Origin of the sequence: Pseudomonas sp. LG1E9, assembly GCF_003290225.1 — a bacterium.
In the GTDB taxonomy this organism is placed as follows: Bacteria; Pseudomonadota; Gammaproteobacteria; order Pseudomonadales; family Pseudomonadaceae; genus Aquipseudomonas; species Aquipseudomonas cyclaminis.
This window is the reverse complement of the sequence record NZ_CP029983.1, coordinates 4,854,739-4,871,039: the sequence shown is the minus strand read 5'-3', so window position 1 is coordinate 4,871,039 and position 16,301 is coordinate 4,854,739. Positions and strand designations below refer to the sequence as shown.

Genomic DNA, 16,301 nt, shown 5'->3' with positions numbered 1-16,301 from the left:
TCGTCTTATGAATTGTCTAGCTTTTCAATGGGAATATTATTGAAGATATAAAACGTGAGACGGTCGCAAAACTGCGATTATAAATATAATAATAGTGAGGTCAGCATGTTGCCTTTCATTAGAATCAGCAGTTCCGATCATTGGCGCCCACCGTTAAAATCTTGTGTGAGCGTTATTTCCGACTTTAACTTTGTCTGAGTTGGCAGGAAGCCATGAAAAAACCTTTATATCTTGTAAGCGTGGTCGCCCTTGCAGCTCAGATATCAGGATGTTCACAAAACGTCGTCGCTCGTGGAGCGGAGGGGCTTGCTAATGATACAAGCGCCTACTTCAAGTCCGATAATGATTGGTCCTTGGGCGGACTATCAACTACCGTGATTGCTATATACCCAGTCGTGGGAAAACCTGTGTTAGAGCCCAATTCCCTTGTGGATTACGGTCAAGTAAAAGTGGCTCCTGGGATATACAGTGTCGCATTAAGAATCAATTATGGATACGGGATAGCCTTTCCTTTGGTTAGAGTCGAAGCCAAACCTGGCAAGACCTATCTATTCACAGCCAGACCTGTGATGGACGGAACCGCGGTCAAAGCTGAGTATAAAGAAAAAAATACCTTTGATTAAATCCAGGGAGGGGCGCATGAGGCTAAATTTATCACTTATTAGTTTGGTATTGCTCGTCGGAACAGCAGGGTGCGTGTCTCAGAATATTCCAATAGCCGAGGACAGTAGCGAATCTTCAACTAAGGTTCGTTTTGTTTCGCCGCGAGAGATGGGGTGGATTAACCTATACCCCGAGACAGACTGCAACAACGGCGCACTTGTGGTTTTTGACAATCCTGTCGACAACTTTATAGATTCACTGCGGGCGCGAGCGCCTAAAAGAATTGGAATGATTGATTCTCCCGATCCGAACTCGCGAGAAGCAGCAGAATACTCGTTCAAAGGAGGTCAAACGCTCAACATTGCTGTTACCCATTTCCCAGGACGCTGTCTTGGCGGTTTAAGCTTTAGCACTGAACCTGGGTCACAATATGAGGTTGTCCTAGTGAGCAATACATCGAACGGTTGTAAATTCGAGATCAGTAAACTAAGCATTCTCAATGGCGCGCCGCATCGGGAACCTGTTAAAAAAATAGCTCCACTGATTTGCAAATAGCGTGCGAAGTTTAAAGGGGGATACCGGGCCGCTTTATTTACTGGATTGATTTCCTGTCATTTCGGAAGCAGTCGCTCACGATTACTCGGTTCTGGGCGAAGGATTAGGCCTGGGTGTCCGTCGCGTACCTTCGAGCATCGACAACTGATCATGATGCAAGCTGAGCGCTCTAACCCATCGCGTCGGACAAGGAGGTGGTTGTCTCGGCCTATATCGAGGTTGAAGGTTATCTTGTGGTCGATTGCTGCCTCTGACGAGAGGCAGCTAACGGCCATAAGCAGACCTTCGCCCGCATATTTACGATGCCCTACCGTTCTAATTGGCGTTGCCTCAGAATATCGGTCCACTAGCGGCTGGATGGAACCACCATGCGCATCGTCACAGACTCCCGGCCAAACGAAATCCTCAGGCTTGAGGATCTCCTGGAGGGCTACAACTATACTGTCTGGATAAATACCTACGGGCCTTTTGACTTGGACCGGACACTTGAAGAGCAACTGGTCCACTCCGTAAGCAAAAACGCCATCGTGAGTAACCAGACTAGCGTGTCTGCAAGCAAAGCACGTCGCGAAGCATTAGAACTACTTTTGCACCCGGGTGATGACGCCTACGGCCCGATAGACCTGGCTTCAAAACGCTCAGAAATCCTAGCGCTGGCCAAGTCCCTGTTTACTTCTGTGAATCTCGACCAAGCCAAAGCCATCACTTCATTCTGGCTTGTTAAGGGCCATCCGGCTGATCCGGTGTACTCGGGTTTTTCCTTCGATATCCAAGCCCATGGAAAGCGATGGATTCTGATGGGCAGCAGCAGTGACTGAGGTGGAGGCCTGGCTTTCAAAGTCCGCTTTGGGTCGATAGAGGCCTGTCGCGACTGACCGCTTCCGACCCTAAGCGGTCAGTAACGACAGGCAGAAATCGGCCAAAAACAGATATTCAGACGAGGGCCACCTCTAGGCAATAACCGTCATTGTGGAGATCTTTAATCTACCCACTCCTTCGCCCAAGAGGCTGCAAAACCAGTGGTGATTAGCTTTATGAAGAACCAGCGTACAGCCACCGCTAAGCGACTGCCCGACAACCTGCTAGCTCTAAACTAGGAAATATTGCGTAAATATAGCTTTTAACCAAGGAAAATAGTCATCATCAGTCATTACTTTTGTAATGCTCTCGCCTTTTTGGCCAATCGTGAAAGAATCTAGGCTGCCGCTGTTCATTTTAAAGGTAAAATTATCCGGCAACTCCAACGTCGGATCATAATACTCATCTTGCATCAGGGAAAAATCGATCTCGTATGGAAATCTATCGAGGATTTGCCCGACCGCGAAGATGAATAGCTCCACAATATCGAGGTAGTCCTCCACCTGCTCTGTAGTAGGGACAATGTATTCGTGCTCGACACGATTTCGTGTCTTATTTAATCTAGACAAGATGCGAGGTGACAATATCCCGCATTTCGAAAGGTACTCCAGCCGCTTATCAAACCCTAGCTTCTTATTTTTGTAGGCAACTTTCCATCCTAGGGCATCGCACAGTGTTTCTGTCTGCAGATGAAAAGCTCTTTTAGCGTTTCCAACAGCGTTAATTAAAGCCCGCTCCCCATTCTGCTCGTCAAAGTCTTGCCTTGCGTATTCCAAATAAGCTGATGGCAAGATTTTTGCCTGATGACTCACCCAACTATAAGTGCCTCCATCATTGATATAGTTGGAGATGTACTCCGGCTTTAAGTTTTTAACGTTCATTCACAGTTCCCGAATACCAGTAAAATTCATATCTATAGTAAACAGACGCTCGACAGTAATGAATCGCGCCGGGCTCCCTAGACACATCTGAATGACCGATTTTGGTCGATAGCGGCCGCTTTCGACCAGAAGGAGTCAGTCGAACGTGCTCAGTAAATCAGAGGCGATACAGGGCAGGATAAAGAGTTTAAACCGATGAACATTAGTATAATGAATATCCAAGTGACATGTCATTTAAAACCGAGCCGAACTCCAAGTTTTTCTTTAAATACTCGACCGAATGGTAATCCATAAATTGAACAGAAATCATTATGAGTCGAAGGAGAGCAAAGTCGCTGAAGTTTATTAGCGTCACATAATGAGCAGTACGATCACTTTTCTCAAAGCCATTACCATCACTTAGTTTGTCAGTGATTAGCTTGACTATATTATAGAAAATACGAGTAACACCAAAGATTTTATCGGTGGCGTCCACTTGCTCCAGAAATTCGCGTATACGATCATCACCAAGCTGATCCAGATCAAATTCTTTTCTAATTCTTATGATCTCATCCTCTATTGCTATAACCGCATCCGCACCAAATTTTTCAATATCTTCGCCATTCAAAGAGATTTCCAAGCGCAAGGAATCAAACAATGATCGCTGAGATTCGATCATGTGAAACAGCTGCGCTTCGAAGGACCGAAGCCTTTCAGTTTTTCTAGTGTTTCGAATCTCATCTCTAAGATCACTATTGGCATCATTTTGCAGTGCAAGTGACTTGATCAATAAAACAATCGATACGAAACTGAGCAATGGGTTTAGGACGCCGCCGACGTAATCTCCCAACTGCCCCCAAGCTTCAGGACTGTCCGAAACCACATACCCTAGGCGGAAATAGAAATTCCCTAGATAAAGCATACTAACCAGCGCAATCAACCCGGCAGCAATGCTTATGTATCTACTACTCATCGTGAAAGCCCAATACAATGTACTTCACGATTTTCTCATCTTGAAGTTTCACTGGGGCCACGATTATCTCCAAATACTTCCAGTGCTCAATATCAATGCCATTATTGTAGTCCAGATTTTCTGAGAACTTTTTCTTGGTCGCCAGCCTTACGTCTCGATACATTGTAGAAAAACCAAATGCGACTGTTTCCTCACCGCCTTTCACTTGAAGTCGGCCGTTTCCCGTATTGGTATTAAGTCTTCGAATACTTGCCAGCAGGGTGACCCTTTCATCAGTTTTTTTTGCATCCAGCACTAGAGATGTTTCTTTGTCAAACTGGACAAGTACTTCTCTGTTGTGGGCGCTACTCCGGCGATTCAACAGCACTTTGTAACCGAATTTCTTAGGAACCTCGTGAATGTTACGAAGTGGTGATTCTCGCAATTGCTCTATCAGTTTTTCAGTATTTTCGCCAAGAGCCTCAAGAGTTTTTTGAGCTTTTTCTGATAGCGAATCCACGTCTACATCTATATGCAACGCTTCTTTAGTAAAGTATGACATAAGTTCTGAAAAAGTAGCGGAACCAATTTTTCGGTACTGCTTTTTAAGTTCTTCACTCATTAAGTCTAAACTGAATATGTGACCGTACGATCCAGGGAAGGTTTTTTTAAGAGTTGTTCTCACATCGCTTTTGTAGCTGATACGTTGCGGTACCTTTTGAGTCAACAACGTCTCACCAATAATTCGGGTCGCGTCTGAAATCCCTTGGAGGGTATCCAGTCCAGCCTTCATATCTACTTCGTATTCAGGTGTTTCAATAACCACATCAAAATTTATTGCCATTGCTCCCTGCACTCCAATCGTACCTATTGTATCTCTCTTGGTCTGTCAATGCTGCGGGAGAAAACTCCCCAACCTCGACTCGACCCTCCTAGACGCCTAAAGTAGCACAGTGCCATCCTTCGGGCTGTTTATCAATCTGGCTTGGAGGAGATGTCCATCTACCGCTCAGCGGCGCTTGTGTCGTGGTCTACTAACATGGGTACTGACGAATGTTTCTTTCTGGAAGTCCGCGGCTGCTTGCGAACGTCCGCTATTGGCCGAAAGCAGACCCTTAGCGGCTAAAAGTTTCACCATGTACGCTCGGTAGTGATTTCACTCCTTACCGCCTCGCCGTCTAGGTTGCTGGCATGATCATTTACCCAATCCATCAAAACCTGAATCGCCGAATCGTTGCATATGCCTTACAGCGATACGGCGAGTGATCACGCTATTGAATGAAAGGCCCGGTATCAGCCGGCGCAAGGCACTTCGCGGTCGAGTAATTTGGCGGTCATGAGCACGCCCAATTCACTCAGTTGGTGAATCGCCAGCGCAATGTCGCGGTGTTTGCCGTTGAGGTCTTCGGACAGGTCGAGTAGCAAAGTGCTGACGGAGGTGAAGGTCTCGTAGCTGTTGGTGATGAGGGTTTCGTTGCTGGCGTCGGGGGCGACGGTGAAGAGGGGGGTTGAATCCGGTGTGACGTTGAGCATGTTTGAATTCCTGTTTAGGGCCGCCGTCCTTTAGCTACTAAACAGAAGGGTGGCAGCTGTGCGCAGGTTAGTAGACCGGGGAATCCAAACGAAAGCCGGCGCGTCCGAAGACGCCCTGCGCACAGCCACCATCAAGTACAGACTGGACTGTCTGATGGATGACGCTTGTGCACTTTGTCTGGATAAACCATCAGGCTACTAAACCCGATCACCGAGATGTCGGCGACCGGGCAACCTTAGAGACGGCCACCCCAGCGCACAAGCTGGCGGATTCTGACGCAAGCGTAGGCAATGGAGCAAGGCGATGTCGCCTGGTTATTCGTCTGTGTGGCTGATGGTATTGGGGCTGCTGCGCAGCCCAGCAAGAGCAAGCTTCCTCGCCACAGAGGGATCAGTTTAGTGAGCCCTCTGCGCGTTTCTTGGCACGCAGTGCCAGGCAGCGGTCGTATTCGAGGGTGAAGGCTTGGTTGGGGGTGTCGTTGGCGTGGGTCAGGCGCACGACGCGGATGGTGCTGCGCATGTCTTCGGCATCCTGGCCTTTGAGGCCTCTCATATCCACCAGGACTTGCTCGGCGCGTTCGATCGACATCCCTTGGTTGTTGGCGTCGGTGGCCACTTTGTTCATGGCGGCGTATTTGTAGCAGAAGTGCACGTCTTCGTTTTGTTGGTTGTCCCTGTTCACTTGTTCGGGGGGGCGGGCGGCCAGGGCTTGTTGGCGGGTTTGTTCGGCGCGTTGGGCCTTGAGGCGTTGTTCTTCGCGTACGGCGGCCTGGTCGGCGAGGATTTTTGCGTCGCGGGCGTCTTCGGCGGCTTGGTAGGCTTTGTCCTGCTCGGCTTTGCGGGCGAGGGCCTTGCGGTCGATGTCTGCGCGGCGGGCGTCTTCGGCGTTTTGTTCCGCGTTGGCCTGCATGCGGTGCTGGCTCAGGCGGGCGGTGCTGGCGATGTAGGGCTGCGCTTTTTGCAGGGCTTCCAGGAATTCTTTGAAGGCGGCGGTTTGTTTGCGTGACGGCGAGGCTTCGCACATCTTCATCAGCACGCCCAGGTCTTGCGCCAGGAAGTGCTTGGACACATCGACCAGTTGGGCGTGGAGCGCGGGGTCGTTGCGGGGGATGACGATGTCGGGGGCCATGATGCGCAATAGGTTGGCGACGGTGGACGGGTACAGAAAGGTGCTGGCCACTGCGCAGGTGTCGGCCGTGGCGCTGAAGTTTTTGCGCTGGATCTGCTCGATGGCCGCGGCGCGGTAGGTGTCGATGTTTTTCAGGTGCAGGGTGTCGGCGTTGTACAGGGCGACGGGCACGCCCATGTCTTTTTCCAGGATCTCGGCGTAGACGCGTGAGAGCTGGTGCAGGGTTTCAAAGTTGTCGCCTTCGCTGCTGGTCGACACCAGCGCGGCGTAGCGGTACTTGCTGGCGTCGGTGAGGTTGGTTTTCAGGATGCCAAAGTTGTTGTTGTCCGAACTGTACAGGCCAGCACTGGCAGCGCTCGGCAGGAGCGAGATCAGCAGCAGGCTGGCGGCGAGCAGTGTTTTGAGTGGCGGCATTGCCTGTCCCTGGTCTTGATTGAATGAGGTGTGCGGGCATGCGCGGTGAAGCGGTGCCGGGCGCTGCATGATAGTGAAATGCCATTACGAGCGCATCTGGAGTTTCAAACCGGTTCACTCGCAAACGCCCCGTTGCAGGGCATATCGGTCTACCATGCCACCCCCTCGGCAGTGGTTCCACGCGCTACCGATCTCTCTCTTGCAAGGTATCGCCCATGTCCATCGACCAAATCAGCCTGCCCAAGGGCGTCGGCCCGCACGCCACCAAGCTGCTCGACGCCATCACCGGCGCCGCCACCCATGAAGAACTCAACCGCGCAGGCGGCAAGGCAGAAGGCTTTGTGTTGGGGCTGGAAGCGTCCAAGGCGATCAAGAGCCAAATCGCTGAGTCGCTGTATGTGGCTTATGACGATGCCGCGAGTCATCGCGCCAGTGAGTTGAAGGGCTGATTAAATCAGGGATCCCCATGACCTTGACCGTCGACACCTTGCTCCACCTGGCCATGGCCAACCCCATCAATGCTGAAATGACCAAGCGCCTGCCCGACCTCGGTGTGGAGCAGTGCATGCTCACGGCGGGGTGTCTGTTCCAGGCGGTGTGGAATCACCAGTGCAATCTTCCTGCCGCGCAGGGCGTAAAGGACTACGACGTTTTCTACTTCGACACCGACTTGTCCTACGAGGCCGAGGACGCGGTGATTCGTAGGGCCGAGCGGTTGTTCCAGGATTTGGGCGTGAATGTGGAGGTCAGGAACCAGGCGCGGGTTCACCTCTGGTATGGGCAGCGGTTTGGCCGACCTTACCCGCAGCTGCACTCGGCTAAACAGGGGGTTGATCGTTATCTGGTGGCTGGCACGTGCATCGGGTTGGAGATCGCCACCGGCGAGGTGTATGCGCCCTATGGATTGGCGGATGTAGAACAGGGACTGTTGCGGATCAATCCACTGCATTCGGAACCGGCGTTGTTTGCGCAGAAGGCCAGGAGTTATCAGGCGCGGTGGCCGTGGCTAAGGATTGTTGAGCCTGGCTCAGCCGACGCTGACGCTTAACAACCCTCCCAATCCGCCGCACGCGACCACTACCAGCCACGGCGGCAGTTTCCAGACCATCAGCGCGACCAGTGCAAGCACCGCCAGGCCGATGTCGTAGACGCTGTAGATCGCGCTGGTCAACACCGGGTGGTACAGCGCGGCCAGTAACAAACCCACCACGCCCGCATTCACGCCCGCCAACGCGGCTTGGGTGCGCGGGCTACGGCGCAGGGTTTCCCAGAACGGCAAGGCGCCGAACACCAGTAAAAACGCGGGGGCGAAGATTGCCAGCAGGCAGATCAGGCCGCCCAGCCAGCCGTTAGGGGGCGAGTACATCGCGGCGCCGAGGAACGCGGCGAAGGTGAACAAGGGGCCGGGCACGGCTTGAGCGGCGCCGTACCCGGCGAGGAACAGGTCGTTGCTGATCCAGTGCGGTGCCACCACTTCGGCTTGCAGCAGCGGCAGTACCACGTGACCACCGCCGAACACCAATGCGCCGCTGCGGTAAAAGGCATCCACCAGCGCCAGGCCCTGGTTGGGCAGCGCTTCGGCGAGCAGCGGCAACCCTACCAGCAACAACACAAACAGCAGTAGCCACAGGGCGCCGGTGCGCCGGCGGATCGGCATGGGCAGCGCTTCGTGTTCGGTGTTCGGCGTGGGCGTCAAGAACAGCAGGCCGGCAACGCCAGCGACGGCAATCGCGCCGACCTGGCCCCACGCGGACGTCGTCAACAGCGCCACGCACGCAGCTATCAGCATGAGGCTTACGCGCGCCACGCCCCGGCACAGGGTGCGCGCCATGCCCCACACGGCTTGGGCGACCACGGCCACGGCGACCACTTTAAGGCCGTGCAGCACGCCGGTTGGCAGGGCTTCGCTGTGCTGGGCAATGCCCAAGGCAAATACGATCAGCAGCAAGGCAGACGGCAGCGTGAACCCGGCCCACGCCGCCAGTGCACCGCCGTAACCTGCCCGTTGCAGGCCCAGCGCGATGCCGACCTGGCTGCTGGCCGGGCCGGGTAAAAATTGGCAGAGTGCGACCAGGTCTGCGTAGCTGCGTTCGCTCAACCAGCGGCGCCGGGTGACGAACTCGTCACGAAAATAGCCCAGGTGCGCGATGGGGCCGCCGAAGGAGGTGAGGCCCAGGCGCAGGAAGACAAGGAACACCGACCACGGGCTGTCTGGGTGATGGGCGAGGGGGATGGCCACGGTCAAGATTCCACATTTGATCATCGGGTAGGGCGCAGACCCTACCCAGTTTTCATGACGCGCAGCGCCATTTTTGGGGGATTCATTGAATTTATGCGCAGCAGTTTGAGTCATTCAAGCATAGCGTTGCTTTATTCCCTCCGAACTCAAGGACCGACCATGACCTTCTTCATCTTCCTGCTCGCCTGCGCCGCCGCCGCCAGCACCGGCGTGATCTTCAAGCCCGGTGCCTGGTATGAATCCCTCGTAAAACCCAGCTTCACCCCGCCCAATTGGCTGTTCCCAGTCGCGTGGACGATCATCTACCTGCTGCTGGCCTGGGCCGGTTACCGCCTGAGCCTGATCCCCGGCAGCCAAATGGTGCTGGCGCTGTGGGCCGCGCAGATCGCGTTGAATACGTTGTGGACGCCGGTGTTTTTCGGCGCCCATCGCCTGCTTGCCGGGATGGTGATCATCGTGTTGCTGTGGGTCACCGTGGCGGCCATGGTGGTGCTGGCGGTGCGCCTGGATTTGATCACCGGCTTGATCCTGTTCCCGTACCTGGCGTGGCTGTGTGTCGCGGCGGCGTTGAATTTCTCGATCCTGCGCAATAACCGCTGATGGCTTATCAACCTTGGCCTGCCAGCGAGCCGGAACTGGCCCAGATGCGCCGCTTCAATCAAAAGCTTGCCTGGATGCCGCGCTTTAAAATCCGCAACCGGGTGACACCGCGCTTGATCCAGGCGCTGTTGCGCGTGAGCCAGAAGGTCAGGCGCGCAACGCCCGCTGAAAGCCGGACCGTGGACGGCGTACCCGTGCGTATCCTGCGGCCCGTCGGCAAGCCCAAGGGCGTGGTGCTGGATATCCACGGCGGCGGCTGGGTGATCGGCAACGCGCAGATGGATGACGACCTCAACCTCGGCATGGTCAACGCCTGCGACGTGGCGGTGGTGTCGGTGGATTATCGGCTGGCGGTGGACACACCGGTTGAGGGGTTGATGGAGGATTGCCTGACGGCGGCGCGTTGGTTGCTCAGCGACGATGAGTTCAAGCACCTGCCCGTTATCGTCGTGGGCGAGTCGGCCGGCGGGCATTTGGCGGCAGCCACGTTGCTGGCGCTCAAGCAATGGCCCGCGCTGCTCCAGCGTGTGAGCGGCGCGGTGCTGTATTACGGCGTTTATGATTTGACCGGTACGCCGAGTGTACGCAGCGCCGGGCCGGAGACCTTATTGCTGGATGGGCCGGGCATGGTTGAGGCCCTGCGCATGCTGACGCCGGGGATCAGCGATGACGAGCGCAGGCAACCGCCGTTGTCACCTCTGTATGGCGACTTCGACGACCTGCCTCCGGCATTGATGTTTGTGGGGGAGCTGGACCCGCTCAAGGACGACACGCTGTTGATTGCGCAGCGCTGGCCCCAGGCCGAGGCCCATCTGCTGCCGGAATCGGCCCATGGGTTTATCCATTTTCCGGTGGCGATGGGGGAGGCGGTGTTGGCGTACAGCCGCAAGTGGATGACTGAGCGCATCGATGGCAAGCGGACAACCTTGTTTATGCCGCTTTAACGATTGCCCTCAACCTCTGCGTCGGACCGGCCTGTTGGGGTGAGCAAGCCTGTTGTGGTGAGCGGGCTTATTTGGGGTGAGCCGGTTTTTGTGTGGTGAGCGGGCTTGTTGTGGTGAGCGGGCTTGCCCCGCGCTGGGCTGCGAAGCAGCCCCAAAACCAGGCAACTCGGTTTGTCTGGAAAAGCGGGGGTGGTTCTGATGGGTCTGCTTCGCAGCCCAGCGCGGGGCAAGCCCGCTCACCACAAGTATCACCCAGGCTCAGTAGCCGAGTGGTGCACCTCAGAGCGCAGGGTAATCGATGTAACCCTCGGCACCTGGCGCGTAGAAGGTGTCCTTGTCGGGCACATTCAAGGCGGCACCGCTGCGAAAACGCGCTGGCAGGTCCGGGTTGGCCAGGAACGCGTTACCAAAAACCGCCGCATCGGCGTTGCCTTCGGCGATCAAGCTGTCGGCGCTGTCCCGAGTCAGCCCGCTGCCCACCAAATAGCGGCCATCGAACAACGGGCGCAACGCGGCGTGGTAGTCAAAGCTAGCCCCGAACAGTGCCACATGCAGGTAGGCCAACTTCAGCCCGCGCAGTTGCGTGACCAGGTAGGTGTAGGTTTCCTGCGGGTTGGCATCGCTGATGTCGTTGAAGTTCATCTCGGGGGAAATCTTGATGCCCACGCGATCAGCGCCTACTTCATCGGCCATCGCCTTGAGGACTTCCAGCACGAAGCGGCTACGGTTTTCCACCGAACCGCCGTACTGATCGTCGCGTTGGTTGCTGCCGCTGGAGAGGAATTGCTCGGGCAGGTAACCGGAGGCGGCGTGCAACTCCACACCGTCAAAGCCCGCTTCGATTGCCCGGCGTGCGGCCTGGCGGTAGCTGTCAACCACGCCACCGATCTGCGTCACGCTCAGTGCTTGGGGTGTGACGAAATCCTGCAGGCCGGTCGCGGTCCAGGTCTGGCCCGCCGGTTTGATCGCCGAGGGGGCCAGCGGTAGCCCACCGTCAGCCAACAACGAGGGGTGAGACACCCGTCCGCAATGCATCAGTTGCATGAAAATGTGGCCACCTTGGGCATGTACGGCGTCGGTGACGGATTTCCAGGCGGCCACCTGTGCGGCGGTTTCGATGCCTGGGGTGCGCGCATACCCTTTGCCCGATGCGTCGGGGAACACACCCTCGGAGATGATCAAACCGGCTGTGGCGCGCTGCGCATAATAGGTGGTCACCAGGTCGGAAGGCACACCGGCGTCGTCGGCGCGCGAGCGGGTCATTGGCGCCATGACCAGGCGATTGGCGAGGGTGTAGCGACCGAGGGCAAGGGGAGAAAAAAGAGCATTCATGGCGGTGTTCCTCATCAGTGATGGGGTTATGATTGATCAATCCGATTTCGGGATAAATGGCTCAAACGCGAAATGACTAATCCACTGATGGGATAATGTTGTGGAATTTCTCAACGATATGGCGCTGTTTGTCGAGGTGGTGAAGGCTCGCAGTTTCAGCCGTGCGGCCGAGACCCTGGGCATGCCGAACTCGACGCTGTCCCGGCGCATCAGCGAGCTGGAAAAAGGCATCGGCCTGCGGCTGTTGCACCGCACCACGCGCAAGATCGAGCCCACCGAGGCTGGCCAACTGTACTTTGAGCGCTGCAAGCGCATTGTCGATGAGGCCCGCCTGGCCCATGAGCAACTCGGCGAAATGCTCGCCCAGCCCAACGGCGTGCTGCGCGCCTCGTTGCCGGTGGATTTCGCGATGGTCTACCTGGCGCCGTTGATTGCCGAATTTTCCCGGCTGTATCCGGGTATCACCTTCGAACTCGATTTAACGCCACGCCAGGCCGACCTGATCAGTGATCCGGTGGACGTGGTCATTCGCATGGGCGAGCCCGCCAATTCCAATCTGATCGCACGCAAACTCGCGAACATGCGCCGAGCGCTGTACGCCTCGCCCCAGTACCTGGAACGCGCTGGCCTGCCTGCGCAGCCCGCAGACCTGGCGCATCACGAATGTTTGCGCATGCGCGGTTCAAGGGCGCATCAATGGGGCTTGGTGTCGGGTGTGGATAAGGTGGAAGTCGACGTAAGCGGGCGGTTTGAACTCAACAGCGTAGGCATGCTCCGGCGGCTGGCCGCATTGGACCTGGGCATTGCGCTGCTGCCTGAGGGCATTGCCGAACAGGATGTGGCCAGCGGCATACTGCGTAGAGTGTTGCCCGATTGGCATGGCACATCGGTGCCTGTCTATGCGCTCACCGAAACCCGCCTGCTGCCGGCGAAGACTCAACGGTTTATCGATTTTTTGCGCGACAGGCTGGAGGATGCGTGACAGGCCCGGTAACTTTCTGCACTACCAACGAATGGGTGAATGATGAATATTCAGACGGTCACCGTTGCCGAGATTCCGCCAGGGGTTTGAGATTGTGGATGTCGAGGACGATCCGGTGTGGTGCACGACGCCTATGCAGCGGTATTTATAGGGCTGTGGTGAGCGGGCCTGCTGTGGTCACAGGGATTGTTGTGGTCACCGGGCCTGTTGTGGTGAGCGGGCTTTTTGTGGTGAGCGGGCTTGCCCCGCGCTGGGCTGCGAAGCAGCCCCCAACCAAACGCTGAGGTTTTGCTGAAGAATCGTGGCGGTCTTATTGGGGCTGCTTCGCAGCCCAGCGCGGGGCAAGCCCGCTCACCACAGAGAGCTCACATACCACTAAGAACTCACCTGCCCCAAAGCACTCACATGTCACAAAGAACTCATGTGCCACAGCAGGCCAAGGTGCCACAAAGGACTCATCAGCCACAACAACCCTGGTGACTCAGTTGGAGCGCAACCGCAAGATCTGCGCCCCATCAAACGGGTCGGTCAGGTAATGTCCCTGCACCCCAAACGTGTCCTGCAAGCGTTGCGGCGTCAGCACCTGCAGCGGTGTGCCCAACGCCACCAAACACCCGCGATCCAGCACGGCCAAGCGATCACAGGTCAGCGCCTGGTTAAGATCATGCAGCGCAATCAATGTCGTCACCGGCAACCCCTGCACGCCCTTCAGGATCGCCAGTTGATGCTGGATATCCAAGTGATTGGTCGGCTCATCCAGCAACAGGATCTGCGGCCGTTGCGCAAGGGCGCGGGCGATGTGCACGCGTTGGCGTTCGCCGCCGGAGAGGCTGCGCCAGGCGCGTTGGCTCAGGTGGGTGGCGTCGACGTCGTGCAGGGCCTGGACGACGATGGCGTTGTCGTCGCTGGACCACGGGCTCAGCGCCGACAGCCACGGCGTGCGGCCCAGCGCCACGGCGTCGAACACGCGGATGGCGTCGTCGGTGTCGGCTTGTTGCTCCACCACGGCCAACTGCTGCGCAATGGCGCGGCGCGAAAGGTCGCCCAGCCGCTCGCCGCCCAGCCGCACCTCACCTGACGCCGGTGTGCACAAGCCCGCCAGCAGTTTGAGCAAGGTGGATTTACCGGAGCCGTTCGGGCCGACAATCCCCAACGTCTCGCCCAACTGCACCTCCAGGTGAATGTCGCGCAGCAACTCGGCGTCGCGCACCTTGAAGCCCAGGCCGGTGCAACTGAGTACGCTCATCGTGCATTCCTCCGGCCGATCAGGATCAGCGCAAACACCGGCGCGCCGACCAAGGCGGTGACCACGCCCACCGGAATCACCTGGCCTTTGATCAAGGTGCGCGACAGCACATCCGCCGCGATCAAAAACAGTGCGCCGCCCAAGGCGCTGGCCGGCAGCAAACGCGAGTGCCCAGTGCCGAGCAGCAGGCGTACCGCGTGGGGGATCACCAGGCCGACAAAACCGATGGAGCCGACAATCGACACCATTACCGCCGTCACCAGTGCCGCGCAGCCCACCAGCACAAATTGCACGCGGCGTACCGGAATGCCAAGGGACGCCGCCGAGTCGCTGCCAAAGGTGAACGCATCCAGCGCACGCCGATGCCACAGGCACACCGCCAAGCCGGCCACTGCCACCGGCACCGCCAGCCACACCGACGGCCAGCGCACGCCGCTGAGGTTGCCCAGCAGCCAGAACATGATGCCGCGGGCCTGCTCGGAACTGGCCGACTTGGTGATCAGGAATGCGGTGAGCGCATTGAACAGCTGCGAACCGGCGATGCCTGCAAGGATGATCTGGCCGGTGCCGCTCATGGAGCTGCTGGCCCGCGCCAGCAGGATCACCAGGGCAAACGCCGCCATGGCGCCGACAAACGCGCCGGCCGACAGCGAAATCAACCCGCCGCCCACGCCCATCAGCGCGACCAATACCGCGCCGGTCGATGCGCCGGCGCTGATGCCCAGCAAGTAAGGGTCAGCCAGCGGGTTGCGCAGCAACGACTGCAAGATCACCCCGCAGGTGGCCAGCCCCGCACCGCACGCGGCGGCGACCAGGGCGCGGGTCAGGCGGTAGTTCCACACCACGCCTTCGTCGATGGGGTCGAGCAGGTAGCCGGCGTTCCACAGTTTGTTGGCGAGCACTTGCAGCACCACTTGCGGCTCGATGGCGGTTTCGCCGATGGCCACGCCGGCGAGTACGGCGATCAATAGCAGCGTCAGGGCGAGCAGGGTGCGGATCACGCTTTTATTCATTTGTGCAGGTCGTAGCCGTCGATGGCGCCAGCCAGTTGTTCAAGGCCATCGAACGTGCGGATGCTGGCCTGCAGCGCCAGGGCGTCGAGGATGATGATGCGGTTGTTTTTCACCGCGTCCATGTTGCGCGTGACCGGGTCGCTGCGCAGGAAGGCGAGTTTCTTTTCATGGTCATCGGCGGGGTAGCGGCGGCGGTCCATGCGGGCGATCACCAGGAAGGTCGGGTTGGCCTTGGCGATGGTTTCCCAGCCGACGGCGGGCCACTCTTCATCGGACTGCACCACGTTGTGCAGGCCGAGGGTTTCGAGCATGAATTCGGGGACGCCCTTGTGGCCGGCCACATACGGGTCGCTGGCCATCTCGGAGCTGGAGAACCACACCAGCGCGCTGGCGTGCTTGAGGCCCTTGCTCTGCACGGTGGCGACGGACTTGGCCAGGCGCGCCTTGAGGTCATCGTTGAGCTGTTGGCCGCGCGCCTGTACGTCGAAAATCTCGGCCAGCTGGCTGATGCTTTTGTAGATGGTCTCGATGCGGAACGGCTCCAGCCGCGTGCCGTCGGCGCCCACCAGGTTGTCCTTGCCTTCGCAGTCGGAGGGCAGCAGGTAGGTCGGGATCTTCAGTTCATGGAATTGCTCGCGGGTGCCCACCACACCTTGCGGGCCGACCACCCATTCCAGCTCGGCAGCCACCAGTTGCGGGCGCTTGGCGATCACGGCTTCGAAGCTCGGCTCGTTGTTGGCCAGGCGTTCGATCTTGTCGTTCTGCGCCTGGTACTGGGGCAGCACACGGTTGAACCACAGCGAGGTGCCGACCACTTTATCGCCGACGCCCAAGGCATACAGCATTTCGGTGGCGGCCTGGCCGATGGTCACGCTGCGCGCAGGAGCTTGCGGGAAGGTCACGGCATTGCCGCAGTTTTCGACCGTCAGCGGGTAGTGAGTGGGCGCCGCTTGGGCCAGGGCACAGAAACCCAGGCCGGTGATCAGGGCAATAACGCGTGGCAGCATCGGGCGATCTCCGTGTGAACCGTAGTTGAAACAG

At 57.4% G+C, this 16,301-nt stretch carries 18 protein-coding genes; 8 read left to right on the top strand and 10 right to left on the bottom strand.

Annotation, left to right across the window (positions count from 1 at the left end; all coding sequences use genetic code 11):
• The first annotated feature begins 212 nt into the window (after window positions 1-212).
• The 3 genes from DNK50_RS28870 (at window position 213) to DNK50_RS22260 (ending at window position 1,976) form a co-directional block, all read left to right on the top strand.
• Window positions 213-623 carry a hypothetical protein gene (locus DNK50_RS28870; protein WP_162633395.1) on the top strand — a complete coding sequence of 137 codons (411 nt, stop codon included), beginning with the start codon at window positions 213-215 and terminating at the stop codon, window positions 621-623.
• Window positions 624-639: 16 nt separating this feature from the next.
• Complete coding sequence (locus DNK50_RS28865) at window positions 640-1,158, top strand: hypothetical protein (RefSeq protein ID WP_162633394.1); 519 nt, start codon at window positions 640-642, stop codon at window positions 1,156-1,158.
• A gap of 368 nt (window positions 1,159-1,526) precedes the next feature.
• The gene (locus tag DNK50_RS22260; RefSeq protein WP_112196273.1) at window positions 1,527-1,976 is read left to right on the top strand and encodes a hypothetical protein; all 450 of its coding nucleotides are present in this window, start codon (window positions 1,527-1,529) and stop codon (window positions 1,974-1,976) included.
• A gap of 270 nt (window positions 1,977-2,246) precedes the next feature.
• On the opposite strand, the gene DNK50_RS22255 is transcribed toward DNK50_RS22260, so the two are convergent.
• From DNK50_RS22255 to DNK50_RS22235, 5 genes are all read right to left on the bottom strand, one after another.
• Window positions 2,247-2,897: a hypothetical protein gene (locus DNK50_RS22255; RefSeq protein WP_112196272.1), complete on the bottom strand. Its 651-nt coding sequence runs from the start codon at window positions 2,895-2,897 to the stop codon at window positions 2,247-2,249.
• Window positions 2,898-3,099: 202 nt separating this feature from the next.
• A complete protein-coding gene (locus DNK50_RS22250) occupies window positions 3,100-3,849 on the bottom strand; it encodes a hypothetical protein (protein WP_112196271.1) in 750 nt (249 codons plus the stop codon).
• A complete protein-coding gene (locus DNK50_RS22245) occupies window positions 3,842-4,672 on the bottom strand; it encodes a hypothetical protein (RefSeq protein ID WP_112196270.1) in 831 nt (276 codons plus the stop codon). The genes DNK50_RS22250 and DNK50_RS22245 overlap by 8 nt, the downstream gene beginning before the upstream one ends.
• Before the next feature lie 449 nt (window positions 4,673-5,121).
• Window positions 5,122-5,361: a DUF6124 family protein gene (locus tag DNK50_RS22240; RefSeq protein ID WP_112196269.1), complete on the bottom strand. Its 240-nt coding sequence runs from the start codon at window positions 5,359-5,361 to the stop codon at window positions 5,122-5,124.
• Between the two features lie 391 nt (window positions 5,362-5,752).
• Window positions 5,753-6,904, bottom strand: a complete 1,152-nt coding sequence (locus tag DNK50_RS22235; protein ID WP_112196268.1) for a hypothetical protein — start codon at window positions 6,902-6,904, stop codon at window positions 5,753-5,755.
• 215 nt (window positions 6,905-7,119) lie between these two features.
• Between DNK50_RS22235 and DNK50_RS22230 the strand changes: the two genes are divergently transcribed.
• On the top strand, window positions 7,120-7,353 hold the full coding sequence (locus DNK50_RS22230; RefSeq protein ID WP_099586275.1) for a hypothetical protein: 234 nt from the start codon (window positions 7,120-7,122) through the stop codon (window positions 7,351-7,353).
• Between the two features lie 17 nt (window positions 7,354-7,370).
• A complete protein-coding gene (locus tag DNK50_RS22225; RefSeq protein WP_112196267.1) occupies window positions 7,371-7,952 on the top strand; it encodes a nucleotidyltransferase family protein in 582 nt (193 codons plus the stop codon).
• Here the strand turns inward: DNK50_RS22225 and chrA are convergent.
• On the bottom strand, window positions 7,932-9,143 hold the full coding sequence (chrA, locus tag DNK50_RS22220; RefSeq protein WP_371929458.1) for a chromate efflux transporter: 1,212 nt from the start codon (window positions 9,141-9,143) through the stop codon (window positions 7,932-7,934). The genes DNK50_RS22225 and chrA overlap by 21 nt on opposite strands.
• Before the next feature lie 159 nt (window positions 9,144-9,302).
• On the opposite strand from chrA, the gene DNK50_RS22215 reads away from it, so the two are divergent.
• Both DNK50_RS22215 and DNK50_RS22210 read left to right on the top strand, forming a co-directional pair.
• The gene (locus DNK50_RS22215) at window positions 9,303-9,743 is read left to right on the top strand and encodes a TspO/MBR family protein (RefSeq protein ID WP_099586272.1); all 441 of its coding nucleotides are present in this window, start codon (window positions 9,303-9,305) and stop codon (window positions 9,741-9,743) included.
• Window positions 9,743-10,687: an alpha/beta hydrolase fold domain-containing protein gene (locus tag DNK50_RS22210; RefSeq protein ID WP_112196265.1), complete on the top strand. Its 945-nt coding sequence runs from the start codon at window positions 9,743-9,745 to the stop codon at window positions 10,685-10,687. The genes DNK50_RS22215 and DNK50_RS22210 overlap by 1 nt, the downstream gene beginning before the upstream one ends.
• A 279-nt stretch (window positions 10,688-10,966) precedes the next feature.
• On the opposite strand, the gene DNK50_RS22205 is transcribed toward DNK50_RS22210, so the two are convergent.
• Complete coding sequence (locus tag DNK50_RS22205; protein ID WP_112196264.1) at window positions 10,967-12,019, bottom strand: alkene reductase; 1,053 nt, start codon at window positions 12,017-12,019, stop codon at window positions 10,967-10,969.
• A 100-nt stretch (window positions 12,020-12,119) separates the two neighbouring features.
• Between DNK50_RS22205 and DNK50_RS22200 the strand changes: the two genes are divergently transcribed.
• A complete protein-coding gene (locus DNK50_RS22200) occupies window positions 12,120-13,001 on the top strand; it encodes a LysR family transcriptional regulator (RefSeq protein ID WP_112196263.1) in 882 nt (293 codons plus the stop codon).
• Between the two features lie 481 nt (window positions 13,002-13,482).
• Here the strand turns inward: DNK50_RS22200 and DNK50_RS22195 are convergent, their stop codons facing one another.
• From DNK50_RS22195 to DNK50_RS22185, 3 genes are read right to left on the bottom strand one after another with little or no spacing between them, the layout of a single operon-like run.
• Window positions 13,483-14,247: an ABC transporter ATP-binding protein gene (locus tag DNK50_RS22195; protein WP_099586268.1), complete on the bottom strand. Its 765-nt coding sequence runs from the start codon at window positions 14,245-14,247 to the stop codon at window positions 13,483-13,485.
• Window positions 14,244-15,260 (bottom strand): iron ABC transporter permease, encoded by a 1,017-nt coding sequence (locus DNK50_RS22190; protein WP_099586267.1) that lies wholly within the window; start codon window positions 15,258-15,260, stop codon window positions 14,244-14,246. The genes DNK50_RS22195 and DNK50_RS22190 overlap by 4 nt, the downstream gene beginning before the upstream one ends.
• Window positions 15,257-16,267 (bottom strand): ABC transporter substrate-binding protein, encoded by a 1,011-nt coding sequence (locus DNK50_RS22185; protein ID WP_099586266.1) that lies wholly within the window; start codon window positions 16,265-16,267, stop codon window positions 15,257-15,259. Before DNK50_RS22185 ends, DNK50_RS22190 begins: the two co-directional genes overlap by 4 nt.
• Between the last annotated feature and the right edge of the window lie 34 nt (window positions 16,268-16,301).